The sequence below is a fragment of the Paracoccus shanxieyensis genome (assembly GCF_009711265.1).
GTDB classification, from domain to species: Bacteria; Pseudomonadota; Alphaproteobacteria; order Rhodobacterales; family Rhodobacteraceae; genus Paracoccus; species Paracoccus shanxieyensis.
Genome location: NZ_WMII01000003.1, coordinates 39,918 through 53,094 on the forward strand (window position 1 = coordinate 39,918; position 13,177 = coordinate 53,094).

The 13,177-nt window shown below is 64.2% G+C and carries 10 protein-coding genes and 1 tRNA gene; 7 read left to right on the top strand and 4 right to left on the bottom strand.

The genetic code is table 11. The features are described from left to right. Nucleotides 1–102: 102 nt before the first annotated feature. From GL284_RS03760 to GL284_RS03770, 3 genes are all read right to left on the bottom strand, one after another. Complete coding sequence (locus GL284_RS03760; RefSeq protein ID WP_155043320.1) at nt 103–2,100, bottom strand: site-specific integrase; 1,998 nt, start codon at nt 2,098–2,100, stop codon at nt 103–105. Between the two features lie 121 nt (nt 2,101–2,221). Next, nucleotides 2,222–2,296: transfer RNA gene (locus GL284_RS03765), tRNA-Asn, on the bottom strand. Nucleotides 2,297–2,394: 98 nt separating this feature from the next. After that, the gene (locus GL284_RS03770) at nt 2,395–3,273 is read right to left on the bottom strand and encodes an MBL fold metallo-hydrolase (RefSeq protein WP_155043321.1); all 879 of its coding nucleotides are present in this window, start codon (nt 3,271–3,273) and stop codon (nt 2,395–2,397) included. A gap of 55 nt (nt 3,274–3,328) precedes the next feature. Here GL284_RS03770 and GL284_RS03775 point away from each other — a divergent pair, with 55 nt between their 5' ends. From GL284_RS03775 to GL284_RS03805, 7 genes are all read left to right on the top strand, one after another. Further along, entirely contained in the window at nt 3,329–4,669 is a 1,341-nt protein-coding gene (locus GL284_RS03775) for an ATP-binding protein (protein ID WP_155043322.1), read from the top strand. A gap of 75 nt (nt 4,670–4,744) precedes the next feature. Further along, nucleotides 4,745–5,671 carry an ACP S-malonyltransferase gene (gene fabD / locus GL284_RS03780; protein WP_155043323.1) on the top strand — a complete coding sequence of 309 codons (927 nt, stop codon included), beginning with the start codon at nt 4,745–4,747 and terminating at the stop codon, nt 5,669–5,671. Between the two features lie 69 nt (nt 5,672–5,740). After that, nucleotides 5,741–6,478 (top strand): 3-oxoacyl-ACP reductase FabG, encoded by a 738-nt coding sequence (gene fabG / locus GL284_RS03785; protein WP_155043324.1) that lies wholly within the window; start codon nt 5,741–5,743, stop codon nt 6,476–6,478. 136 nt (nt 6,479–6,614) lie between these two features. Next, the gene (locus GL284_RS03790) at nt 6,615–6,848 is read left to right on the top strand and encodes an acyl carrier protein (RefSeq protein WP_028720942.1); all 234 of its coding nucleotides are present in this window, start codon (nt 6,615–6,617) and stop codon (nt 6,846–6,848) included. A 146-nt stretch (nt 6,849–6,994) separates the two neighbouring features. Continuing rightward, nucleotides 6,995–7,468: a DNA starvation/stationary phase protection protein Dps gene (gene dps, locus GL284_RS03795; RefSeq protein WP_155043325.1), complete on the top strand. Its 474-nt coding sequence runs from the start codon at nt 6,995–6,997 to the stop codon at nt 7,466–7,468. A gap of 106 nt (nt 7,469–7,574) precedes the next feature. Then, nucleotides 7,575–11,045, top strand: a complete 3,471-nt coding sequence (gene dnaE, locus GL284_RS03800) for a DNA polymerase III subunit alpha (RefSeq protein WP_155043326.1) — start codon at nt 7,575–7,577, stop codon at nt 11,043–11,045. An 84-nt stretch (nt 11,046–11,129) separates the two neighbouring features. Then, nucleotides 11,130–12,020 (top strand): alpha/beta fold hydrolase, encoded by an 891-nt coding sequence (locus GL284_RS03805; protein ID WP_155043327.1) that lies wholly within the window; start codon nt 11,130–11,132, stop codon nt 12,018–12,020. 93 nt (nt 12,021–12,113) lie between these two features. Here GL284_RS03805 and ilvC read toward each other — a convergent pair whose 3' ends face one another. Further along, the gene (ilvC, locus tag GL284_RS03810) at nt 12,114–13,136 is read right to left on the bottom strand and encodes a ketol-acid reductoisomerase (RefSeq protein ID WP_155043328.1); all 1,023 of its coding nucleotides are present in this window, start codon (nt 13,134–13,136) and stop codon (nt 12,114–12,116) included. Between the last annotated feature and the right edge of the window lie 41 nt (nt 13,137–13,177).

The window sequence follows — 13,177 nt, forward strand, 5'->3', positions numbered from 1 at the left end:
GAAGAGGTCCGCACGCGGAAGATTGGAGGGGTGTTTTGGTGCCTTCGGCCTACCCATAGTGACAGACTATAGGTAGCTAAAGCTACCTCGATGGTCTGCCCCTTACGCCGGGGAGGCGCTCCGTCGCCCAAAGGGCGACTGCGCGGACGGGCAAGGCCCATCCTTGCGGGTTTTGCGGGCCACGGCCCGCACAGGTTCAACTGTCCGAACATCTGCCGCGAGATCACGCACGGGCAGCGGGGGCAGTTGACGAAGAGCGGCCAGCTTGGCGGCCAGCGGGGTCGTCTCGCTATAGCGCTCGGCGGTGATCGAGTCGCCCGCATGGCCAAGGATGTCCTTGCGCACCTGCTCACGCAAGCCCTCGATCCGGCCCAGCTGAGTCGCGACATAGTGCCGGAAGCTGTGCAGCACCTTGCCCTCGGGATTGCCCGAAAGCTGGCGCTGGATCAGCAGCCGGAAGCGGTAGTCGAGCGGATCGCCGAACTTGGTGCCTGAGGTCGGGCGCTGATCGGGGAACAGATCGCCCCGCGGACCCTTCAGCGCCAGGCGGGCATGCTCCATCAGCCCAAGCGCGACCAGCTGCGGATGCAGCGGCAGGGTGCGCTCCGACACCAGGTTCTTCAGGCCCCGGTTCGGGTTCGGCCGGAAATGCATCACCGGGATACCGTCGATGATTTCCAGATCCTCGGCCTTCAGGCCCGCGATCTCGGCCCGGCGCGCGCCGGTCAAGGCCGCAATCATTGGCACCCAGAACAGCCCGTCGCGGATCAGGTTCGGGCCCGGCTCTTGCCAATGGCGTTTGCTCTTCCAGCCGTGCCAGATCGGGTGGCTGAAGATCTTGCCGATATCCTCGAGGGTGAAGGCCGGACGCTCGTCCCGGTCGCGGCGGCTTTTGCGTTCGCGCAGGCTGCCGGCATCCAGCATCACCACCGAAGCAAAGCCCTCGCTGCGCGCCTTTTTCAGAAGCTGGCCGATGTAGTCGATGTTGCGGTTGATCGTCGTCGGCGACAGCCCGACCGGCTTGCCCTGCGCGGCATCAAGGATCTGGGCCAGCGACTTCAGTCGGTCCTTGGGCGACTTGCGATAGGACTTGGGCAGCTGGTTCAGCACGTCGATGAAGCGGGCCAGATGTTCCTGCCGCAACTGTCGGATGTCACTGACCCCGGTGGCCTCAATGAACAGGTCATAGACCTTGCGCATCTGGTCGATCATTTGCGCCGACATCTTCTGACGCTTCTTCTGCGCCATCAACCGGTCGGCCAGCGCCGCAATCGAAGGATCATAAAGCGGGGTCGGTTCTGCGGGGGATGGGTCTGGTGCTGTCGGCTCTGCCGGGGGCGGTTCAACCGGGGTAATCGGCATTGGCTGCTGCTGAACCGGCTGCGACACCGGTGCAGGTTCTGTAGCAGGCTTGCGGCCCTCGGCCAAGTCCATGGCCTCGGCGGCAGCGGTTTCGATCGCAGTCAGATGCCCTAGGCTGGCGATCTGATAGGCCGCGCCACGCCCGCGCTGCACGATCTGGCGCCCGTGATTCACCTCGCCTTGACTGAATTTGTCCCGGCCCAGTGCCCTGCACATCAGATCGAATCCCGGGCGGTTCGGACCGAGTCGCGGGTCGCGGTCAAAATTCTGCGCAAGCAGGTCGACATGGTGGCTGACCGCAGCAATTTCGACATCGCTGCGGCCCTCAGCGCGCATGGCGTCGCGGTCATCCTCGGGAACCGGCGCGGCTGCCGCACCGCGATGGCCCACCAGTTCGCAGGCCTTGCCCATCACCCAATCGGCGCTCAGCGCCTGCTGCCAAGCGTCCGGGGCGGGACGGTCGGGAATATTGGCGCGGGTCGCCTCGATCTGATCCAAAGCCCGCAGAATCGCCGCCTGCAACAGGCTGCGCGCTTCGTCCCGGCTCAGTTTGCTTTGCATCATCTGGTCGAACACCCGACACCCCTCTGCCCCCAGAAGTAAGGCAAGGCGCCGGGCAATCAAGGGATCGCGGGTGCGCAGGCTGACCTGCATCAGCGCACCGCCCAGCGAAAGGGGCAGCCGCCGGCGCCAGACATAGGTCGCGCCACGACGGAAAACATGCGTCTGCAAGCCCAAGGCAATACCCCCTTATCGGGCTGCCTCGCCGTGGCCTGCAGGTGTCATACGTATGACACCCTTGTCGCACACCACCCCGCAGGGATGATTTGCGCAACAATTCTCGTAGCTTGGTAAATTTTGGCTCCGGCGGTAGGGATCGAACCTACGACCAATTGATTAACAGTCAACTGCTCTACCGCTGAGCTACGCCGGAACACGAGGGGGTGTATAGCGATGCCGTTCGGGGGCGTCCAGAGGCGTTTGCAATTTTTTCACATAAAATCCGCCAGCCGTGAAAATTCCAGAAATCCGCTATAACGCCTTGAAAACAGATGCCGATGACAGGGCATCCAAGGGCTCGACGACGCCGATTTCCGTCATGGCGATCAGATGGGCCAGCACATTGCGGCGGGCGGCGGGGTGCAGTGCTTGGGGGATGTCATAGATTCGTCGCACCAGATCCGCGGCATCGGCAGGCCCGTCGCGCAATGCCGCCAGAATCTGCGCGGTGCGGGCGCGGCGATGGGCGGCAAGCTCGGACAGGCGGGCGGCGGGATCGGTGATGGGCGCACCATGGGCGGGCAGCAGCCGCTGCGCCCTGGCAAGCTGCAACCGCTCGACCGAACGGAAATAGTCCAGCAGATCCCCGTCGGGCGGCGAAATCAGCGTCGAGGACCAACCCATCACCACATCGCCGCAAAAGATGTCCCTGCCGGACTGAAAGCAAAGATGGCCCGCAAAATGGCCGGGCGTATGCAGGGCGGTCAGCGACCATTCGTCGCTTTCGATGGTTTGGCCGTCGATCAGCCGGGTATCGGGGCGAAAGTCGCGGTCCAGCCCCTCGCCGCCTTGCAGCGCCCCATCGGCGGCCAGACGGCGCATCATGGGGGAACGGCCTGCCTCGGGCGGGCCGAAGCCATAGATCTGTGCGCGGGTCTCCTGCGCCAGCGCGCGTGCGCCGCCGGAATGGTCCAGATGCGCATGGGTCACGAAGATATGCGTGATGCGGCCGGGACGCGCGGCCTCGATCAGGGCGGCGCGATGCGCGGGCAGGTCGGGTCCGGGGTCGATCACCGCGACGCTGCCGCGCCCCAGCAAAAAGGAATTGGTCCCCGGCCCGGTCAGGGGCGACGGATTGTCGGCGGTCACGACCCGCAGGGCTTCCGGGATGCTTGTCGGGATAGTTGTCATGGCGCTAACCTAACCCGCGCCGGGCGCGCTGCGAAAGTCCCGGTATGAGGCGCTGATGGATTTCGACTGGTTGAAAAAGCTGATGCCGCGCGGGCTTTATGGCCGCGCCGCGCTGATCCTGTTCCTGCCGGTGGTCGTGGTGACCATCGTCGTCACGGTGATGTTCCTGCAGCGCCATTTCGAGGATGTGACGCGGCAGATGACGGCGGGCATGACGCGCGAGATCGCGCTGATCGCTTCGCGTATCGATGAGGCGTCGGACATGCAGATGGCGCGGATCGAGGCGCAGCGCGTGGCGGTGCCGCTGGATCTGGAACTGTTCCTGCCCGCCCGGCAGCAGCCGCGCGATTACCGGGTGTTCTATGATCTGTCGGGCCGCGTGGTCATCGAGGAATTGCACAAAAGCGTCGCGCAGGTGGAAGGCGTGGATCTGAGTCAGCGGCGCGAGGTGCGCATCACGCTGAACGGCCGGTATGGCGCCTATGAGCTGGTGTTTCCGCGCGAACGGGTCAGCGCCTCGAACCCGCACCAGTTGCTGGTGCTGATGATCGGCACCTCGCTGCTGATGACGGCGATTGCCACGGTGTTTCTGCGCAACCAGTTGCGGCCGATCAAACGGTTGGCGCGCGCCGCCGAGGGATATGGCAAGGGGCGTATCATCCCCTATCGCGCCGGCGGCGCCAGCGAGATCCGCAGCGCCGGCACGGCATTTCTGGAAATGCGCGCCCGGATCGAGCGGCAGAATGAGCAGCGCAAGCAGATGCTGTCGGGGGTCAGCCACGACCTGCGCACGCCGCTGACGCGGTTGCGGCTGGGGCTGTCGATGCTGAGCCCGGATCTGCCGCCCGAACCCGAGGAGATCGCCGGGCTGGAAAGCGATGTCGCCGCCATGGGCAAGATGATCGACGCCTTTCTGGATCATGCGCGCGACGCGGCCCAGGATGCGCCGCCTCTGGCCGTCCCGGCGCTGGCGTTCGTGCAGGGCATCGTCGCGGATGCGCAGCGCGGCGGGCAGGCGGTGAAGCTGCGCAAGATGCAGGGGGAGATGAATGGCCGCGCCACGTTCCGCGCCGACAGCCTGCGCCGCGCGGTCGAGAACCTGATCGGCAATGCCGTGCGCTATGGCAACCGCGCCGAGGTCGAGGCGGCTTTGGGCCCCAGCTATTTCCGCGTCTCGGTCGAGGATGACGGGCCGGGCATCCCACGCGAGCAGCGCGACGAGGCGTTGAAGCCCTTTACCCGGCTGGATGCGGCACGCAATCAGAACCGGGGGCAGGGCGTGGGGCTGGGCCTTGCCATCGCCGCCGATATCGCCCGCGCGCATGGCGGGCAATTGCGGCTGGTCGATGCCGAGCGGCTGGGGGGATTGCGCGCCGAGATCGTCATTCCCCGCTGATCCCCCGGCGGTTGCCGTAGGGCGCGGCAAAGGCTAAGGCTGTGTGAAATATAGAAAGCAGAGGGAAACTGCAGAATGCGGGCATTCGTATTTCCGGGACAGGGCGCTCAGGTCATCGGCATGGGCCGTGATCTGGCCGAGGCCTATCCCGCCGCGCGTGAGGTCTTTGCCGAGGTCGATGCGGCCTTGGGTGAGGACCTGTCCGATCTGATCTGGAACGGCGATATCGACACGCTGACGCTGACGCAGAATGCGCAGCCGGCGCTGATGGCCACCTCGATCGCGGCGCTGCGGGCGCTGGAGGCCGAGGGGTTCGGCATCGGCGACGCAGCCTTTGTCGCGGGCCACAGCCTGGGCGAATATTCCGCGCTGTGTGCGGCGGGCGCGCTGAGCCTTGCCGATACGGCGCGGCTGTTGCGGCTGCGCGGGCAGGCCATGCAGGAAGCCGTGCCGGTGGGCGTGGGGGCCATGGCCGCGATCCTTGGGCTGGACTTTGCCGCCGTCGAGGATCTGGCCCGCGAGGCCGCGCAGGGCGAGGTCTGTCAGGCCGCCAATGACAACGACCCGGCGCAGGTCGTGGTTTCGGGCCACAAAGGCGCGGTCGAACGGGCTGCCGCGCTGGCCAAGGAGCGGGGCGCCAAGCGGGCGCTGATGCTGCCGGTCTCGGCCCCGTTCCATTCGGCGCTGATGCAGCCCGCCGCCGCCGTGATGGCCGAGGCTTTGGCCGCGGTCGAGATCGCCGCCCCTGCCGTGCCGCTGGTGGCCAATGTGCGCGCCAGCGCCGTCACCGACCCGGCCGAGATCCGGCAATTGCTGGTCGAGCAGGTCACGGGATCGGTGCGCTGGCGGGAATCGGTCGGCTATCTGGCCGATGCCGGGGTGACCGAGTTCTGGGAGATCGGCGCCGGCAAGGCGCTGTCGGGCATGATCAAGCGCATCGCGAAAGAGGCGGTGGTGAAGAATGTCGGCCTGCCCGCGGATATCGCGGCGCTGAAGGGCTGAGGTTGCCGGGGGCGCTGCCCCCGTCCCTGCGGGACTCCCCCGGGGTATTGGAAAAACAAGGAAGATGTCATGTTTGATCTGACGGGCAAGAATGCTTTGGTCACGGGTGCCTCGGGCGGGATCGGGGGCGCGATTGCCGAGGCGCTGCATGCGGCGGGCGCGAGTGTCGCGCTGTCGGGCACGCGCGAGGCGCCCTTGCGCGAACTGGCCGAGAAGCTGGGTAGCCGCGCCCATGTCGTGACCGCCAATCTGGGCGATGCCGAGGCCGTCGAGGCGCTGCCGAAGGCGGCTGCGGCGGCCATGGGGTCGGTCGACGTGCTGGTGAACAATGCGGGCATCACCCGCGACAACCTGTTCATGCGCATGTCGGATGAAGAATGGGCGCAGGTACTGGATGTGAACCTGACCTCGAGCTTTCGGCTGTGCCGGGGCGTGCTGCGCGGCATGATGAAGGCGCGCTGGGGCCGGATCGTCAACATCACCTCGGTCGTGGGGGCCACCGGCAATCCGGGGCAGGGCAATTATGCGGCGGCCAAGGCCGGGCTGGTCGGCATGTCGAAAAGTCTGGCCTATGAGGTCGCCAGTCGCGGCATCACCGTCAACTGCATCGCGCCGGGCTTCATCGAGACCGCGATGACCGACAAGCTGAACGACGAGCAGAAGGGCCGCATCCTGACGCAGATCCCCGCAGGCCGCATGGGTGCGGCGCAGGACATTGCCGCGGCAGCGCTGTATCTGTCCAGTTCCGAGGCAGGTTATGTCACCGGCGCCACGCTGCATGTGAATGGCGGGATGGCGATGCTGTGATCTTGGTTTTATCCGGGTTGCAAGATCACGTTCCCGTGCTATATCCCGCGAATAAGGCTTCAGGGCATCCGCCTTGGGCTGTCGTCGGCTACGGTCGGCACATCTGGGCGGATGCCCGCGAAAATGAGGAAGAGACATGAGCGATATCGCTGATCGCGTGAAGAAAATCGTCGTCGAGCATCTGGGCGTTGACGAGGACAAGGTGACGGAAAGCGCCTCGTTCATCGACGATCTGGGCGCCGACTCTCTGGACACTGTGGAGCTGGTCATGGCTTTCGAGGAAGAATTCGGCATCGAGATCCCGGATGACGCTGCGGAAACCATCCAGACCTTTGGCGATGCGGTGAAATTCATCCAGGGCGCGGTCTGATCCGAGCCTTCGCATTTCGCGAATTTGGGCGATGCTTTTCCGAGGAGAAGCGTCGCCTTTTTCTTTGTGTTCATCGGTCTTTGGTGCATGGAACCCGGCCCCTTCCGCCGGTGTTGGTGAGGCGAAACCAACCAAAGGAGACTGTCATGGCAGTCAATCTGATGGGTCTGACGGACAATGCCCGCAAGACCGCAATCGACGAATTGAACGCGCGTCTGGCCGATGCCGTGGCGCTGTCTGCCGCCATCAAGCAGGCGCATTGGAACGTGAAGGGCCGCAACTTCATCGCCGTTCACGAGCTTTTCGATCAGGTCTTTGCCAATCTTCAGGTCCATGTCGATGAGATCGCCGAGCGCGTGCAGCAGCTGGACGGCGTGGCCATCGGCACGGTCGAGAAAGCCGCCAAGGCCAGCTCGCTCAAGGAATACCCGACCGATCTGACCAAAGCCGAAGATCACATCAAGGCGATCTGCGAACGGATGCGCGACTATGGCGCCAAGGTCCGCGAGGCGATCGACACCACCGACGAGGCCGGTGATGCCGACACGGCCGATCTGCTGACGGGGGCCTCGCGCACCGCTGACAAGGATCTGTGGTTTCTGGAAAGCCATCTGGAATAAGCCGCACCAGATCGTGACGCCAGATCGAGACAGGGCCGGGACGTGATCCCGGCCTTTTGCGTTTCCGGCGATTGCGAAGCCCCGGCCAAGACGCCTAGATAAGGGCATGGCCGAGAACACTCCCCGATTCATCCACCTGCGCACCCATTCCGAGCATTCGCTGCTGGAGGGCGCGATCCCCGTCAAGAAACTGGCAGATTTGGCCGCGACGAATGGCATGCCCGCCGTGGCGCTGACCGACAGCAATGCGCTGTTTGCGGCACTGGAATTCTCGATCAAGGCGCAGGATGCGGGGGTGCAGCCGATCATCGGCTGTCAGGTCGTGCTGCAGGCGGCGGCCACCGGGCCTGTCGTGCTGCTGGCCCAGAACGAGGCGGGCTGGCTGAACCTGATGGCGCTGTCCACCTGCCTGTATCTGCGCGACGGCAGCGCGCTGCCCCATATCACCGTGGTGGAATTGCGCGATCATGCCGAGGGGCTGATCTGCCTGACCGGCGGGGCGGGCGGGCCCTTGGGGCAGTTGGTGGCGCAGGGGCGGCTGCCCGATGCCCGCAGTCTGGCCGAGGAACTGGCAGCAGCCTTCCCGACCCGGCTTTACGTCGAATTGCAGCGCCACCGCGACGGCAATGGCAAGCCGATGGCGGCCGAGGCTGCCAGCGAAGGCGGCATGATCGACATCGCCTATGCGCTGGATCTGCCGCTTGTCGCCACGAATGATGTCTATTTCCCCAAGGCCGATCTTTACGACGCGCATGACGCGCTGATCTGCATTGCCGACCGGTCCTATGTCGATCAGACCGCGCCGCGCCGCCGCCTGACACCGCAGCATTACTTCAAGACCGCCGCCGAGATGGCGACGCTGTTTGCCGACCTGCCCGAGGCGATCGACAATACCGTGGAAATCGCCCGGCGCTGCGCCTTTGCCGTCAAGAAGCACAAGCCGATCCTGCCGCGCTTTGCGGATGACGAGATCGAGGAATTGCGCCGCCAGTCATGGGACGGCCTCCGGGCGCGTCTGGCGATCATCCCCCATGCCGTGCCGGTCGCCGAATACGAAGACCGGCTGCGGTTCGAGCTGGGCATCATCGAACAGATGGGCTTTCCCGGCTATTTCCTGATCGTGGCGGATTTCATCAAATGGGCCAAGGATCATGGCATCCCGGTCGGGCCGGGGCGCGGCTCGGGGGCGGGCAGCCTTGTGGCCTATGCGCTGACCATCACCGACCTTGATCCGCTGCGCTACAGCCTGCTGTTTGAACGCTTCCTGAACCCGGAACGCGTCTCGATGCCCGACTTCGACATCGACTTCTGCATGGATCGCCGCGAGGAGGTGATCCAATACGTTCAGGAAAAATACGGCCGCGACAAGGTGGGCCAGATCATCACCTTCGGCGCGCTGCTGTCCAAGGCCGCCGTGCGCGATGTGGGCCGCGTGCTGCAACTGCCCTTTGGGCAGGTGGACCGCTTGTCCAAGATGATCCCGGTCGAGGGCGTGAAGCCTGTCAGCGTCACCAAGGCGCTGGCCGATGAGCCGCGCCTGCGCGAAGCCGCCAAGGAAGAGGTCGTGGGCCGCCTGCTGGATTACGCGGCCAAGCTGGAGGGGCTGTTGCGCAACGCCTCGACCCATGCCGCGGGCGTGGTGATCGGGGACCGTCCGCTGGACCGTCTGGTGCCGCTTTACCGCGATCCGGCATCCGACATGCCTGCCACGCAGTTCAACATGAAATGGGTCGAACAGGCCGGGCTGGTCAAATTCGACTTTCTGGGCCTGAAGACGCTGACCGTGATCCAGAACGCCGTCGATCTGGTGAATGGCGGCGGGCGTCCGCTGCATGTCGCCGCCGATGGGCGCCAGCTTTACCAGCCCGCGGACGGCGCGGAAAATCAGATCAACGCCATTCCGCTGGAGGACACGGCCAGCTATGAGCTGTTCGCCTCGGCCCGCACGGTCGCGGTGTTTCAGGTGGAATCCAGCGGCATGATGGATGCGCTGCGGCGCATGAAGCCCACCTGCATCGAGGATATCGTGGCGCTTGTCGCGCTTTATCGTCCCGGCCCGATGGAAAACATCCCGACCTATTGCGAGGTCAAGAACGGCCTGCGCGAACTGGAATCGCTGCATCCCAGCATCGACCCCATTCTGGCCGAAACGCAGGGCATCATCGTCTATCAGGAACAGGTGATGCAGATCGCGCAGGTCATGGCGGGCTACAGCCTTGGCGGCGCCGACCTGCTGCGCCGCGCCATGGGTAAGAAGATCGCCGAGGAAATGGCCAAGGAGCGGCCGAAATTCGTCGAAGGCTCGCTGGCCAATGGCGTCGACAAGAAGAAGGCGGGCGAGGTCTTCGACCTGCTGGAGAAATTTGCGAATTACGGCTTCAACAAATCCCACGCCGCCGCCTATGCCGTGGTCAGCTATCAGACGGCATGGCTGAAGGCCAACCATCCGGTCGAATTCATGGCCGCCGTGATGAACTGCGATATCCATCTGACCGACAAGCTGGCCGTCTATAAGCGCGAAGCCGACCGCATGGGGATCGAAACGGTGCCGCCCTGCGTCAACCGCTCGATTGCGACGTTCAGCGTGCGCGAGGGGCGCATCCACTATGCGCTTGGCGCGCTGAAAGGCGTGGGGGTCGAGGCGATGAACCTGATCGTGCAGGCGCGCGGCGACCAGCCGTTCCGCGATCTGCATGATTTCGCGCGCCGCGTCGACATGCGCCGCGTCGGCAAGCGCCCGCTTGAGATGCTGGCCCGGGCAGGCGCCTTCGATCTGCTGGAGGAAAACCGCGCGAAGGTGATGAAATCGCTGGACGGTCTGGTGGCGTGGTCCGCGGCGGTGCAGGCGCAGGCGGCCTCGTCGCAAAGTTCGCTGTTCGGGGGCGGAGAGGATCTGCCGCCGCCGCGCCCGGTCACCGCGCCGATCTGGATGCCCACGGAAAAGCTGGGCGAGGAACATGCCGCGGTCGGCTTTTACCTGTCGGGCCATCCGCTGGACGATTACCTGCCCGCGCTGCGGCGCAAGAATGTGCAGACGCTGGCCGAGGTGACGCAGGCCGCCATGGACGGCGCGCTGGTCGCCTCGCTTGCCGGAACGGTGGCCTTCCGGCAGGAAAAGAAATCCGCGCGCGGCACCCGCTTTGCCTTCGTCGGCCTGTCCGATCCGACCGGGCTTTATGAGGTGACGGTGTTTTCCGATACGCTGGACGCGCATCGCCAGCATCTGGAGCCGGGCGCGAATGTGGTCTTGCAGGTGCAGGTCGAACCTTCGGGCGATCAGGTCAAGCTGCTGGCGCGCTCGGTCACGCCGCTGGAACAGGCGGTGGCGGATGCCGGCGCGAACCGGCTGGCGGTGGAAATCACCGGCCTTGACGCCATCCCCGGCATCGCCGAGGCGCTGGCCCGCATTCAGGCCGAGGTGAACGCCCCCTCGCGCGCGCGCGGCCCGATTACGCTGCGGCTGAAGGACGGTGACGATCTGGTCGATATCGAGATCACCGAGGACGCGCCCCTGACCACCCCCGCCCGTCAGGCGCTGCGGGTGGTTCCGGGCGTGCTTGAGGTGTTGGAGGAATAAGGCGCTGTCGAAATGAGCCGTTAGCGGACGTTGGACTCCGTGTCTTAGTCTCTGAATATTGCAGGGAAGATGAGGTAAGGCTTGATGAAGGCTGTAAGCGCGGGCTGTCTTGAGATCCACTATCATGAGGTCGGACCGGAGCACGGCGATCCGGTTATCATGCTTCATGGCTTTCCCTATGACGCACACGCCTATGACGCCGTGTCTGCCGACCTTGCCGGGCGGGGTTTCCGTTGCCTCGTCCCCTATCTGCGCGGTTATGGGCCGACCCGCTTCCTCTCATCCGAAACAATGCGTTCCGGACAACAAGCCGCGCTCGGCGCTGATCTCTTGGCATTCATGGACGCGCTTGGCATCAAACGCGCCCTCCTGGGCGGATATGACTGGGGTGGACGTGCGGCCTGTATAGTCGCGGCGCTTTGGCCGGAGCGGGTGCGCGGCCTTGTGAGTTGTGGCCAAGGCTATAATATCCAAGACATTGCAAACGCTCGGCAACCGGCTCCGCCTGTAAAGGAAGCCCGTTACTGGTATATGTATTATTTCCATACTGAACGGGGGCGGTTTGGGTTGACCCAGAACAGGCATGACCTGTGCCGCTATATCTGGTCACTCTGGTCGCCAAGTTGGCGGTTCGACGATGCAACTTGGGCTGCCACAGCCCTCTCGTTCGAAAACCCGGACTTTGTGGAGATCGTGCTACATTCCTACCGGCACCGTTTCGGCGGTATTTCAGGTGATCCAAGCTATGACGAAATCGAAGAACGTCTGTCAGCCCAGCCTGATATTTCCGTGCCTTGTATCGTGCTCCAAGGGCGGGATGACGGGGTCGATCCACCTGTAGAGCAAGATTCTGACCGCGCGCATTACACCGGGTTCTATGAGCGCAGGATCATAGATGGAGCGGGCCACAACCTCCCGCAAGAAGCCCCTGAGGCATTCGCTGCTGCGATGGTTAAGTTGGCCGGGGCGCAGTAGGTGGAGCGTCCGCTCCGTCCGCAAACCCGTCTTCCCGTCCAATAAAAAAGCCCCGCATCTGCGGGGCTTTTCCATTCTTGCGATCTGAAAGGATCAGTTGCGCTCTTTGTCGACCATCTTGCCTTTGGAAATCCACGGCATCATGGCGCGCAGTTTCTCGCCGACTTTCTCGATCTCATGCTCATCGTTGATGCGGCGGGTCGCCTTGAAGAAGGGCTGGCCCACGGCGTTTTCCTGCATGAAGTCGCGCACGAATTTGCCGGTCTGGATGTCGGTCAGCACGGCTTTCATGCGGGCCTTGGTTTCGTCATAGGGCAGGATGCGCGGACCCGAGACATACTCGCCATATTCGGCGGTGTTCGAGATCGAGTAGTTCATGTTCGCGATGCCGCCTTCATAGATCAGGTCGACGATCAGCTTCACCTCGTGCAGGCACTCGAAATAGGCCATCTCGGGCTCATAGCCCGCCTCGACCAGCGTCTCGAAGCCCATGCGGATCAGTTCGACCAGACCGCCGCACAGGACCGCTTGCTCGCCGAACAGGTCGGTTTCGCATTCCTGACGGAAGTTGGTTTCGATGATGCCCGAGCGACCGCCGCCGATGGCCGAGCAATAGGACAGCGCGATGTCCTGCGCCTTGCCGGTCGCGTCATGATGCACCGCGAACAGGCAGGGCACGCCGCCGCCCTTGGTGTATTCGCCGCGCACGGTGTGGCCCGGACCCTTGGGCGCCATCATGATGACATCGACGCCGGGTTTCGGCTCGATCAGGCCGAAATGCACGTTCAGGCCATGGGCAAAGGCAATGGCCGCGCCTTCGCGGATGTTGTCATGCACGTATTTCTTGTAGGTCTCGGCCTGCAATTCGTCGGGCATGGTGAACATGATCAGGTCGGCCCAGGCCGCAGCTTCGGCGATCCCCATGACCTTCAGCCCCTCGGCTTCGGCTTTCTTGGCCGAGGCCGAACCTTCGCGCAGGGCGACGACCAGGTTCTTGGCGCCCGAGTCGCGCAGGTTCAGCGCATGGGCGTGGCCCTGGCTGCCATAGCCCAGCATGGCGACTTTCTTGTCCTTGATCAGGTTCACATCGCAATCGCGATCATAGTAAACGCGCATTTGTCTCTCCTCATTCGCTGCAGAGGTTTTAGCAGCGGGGC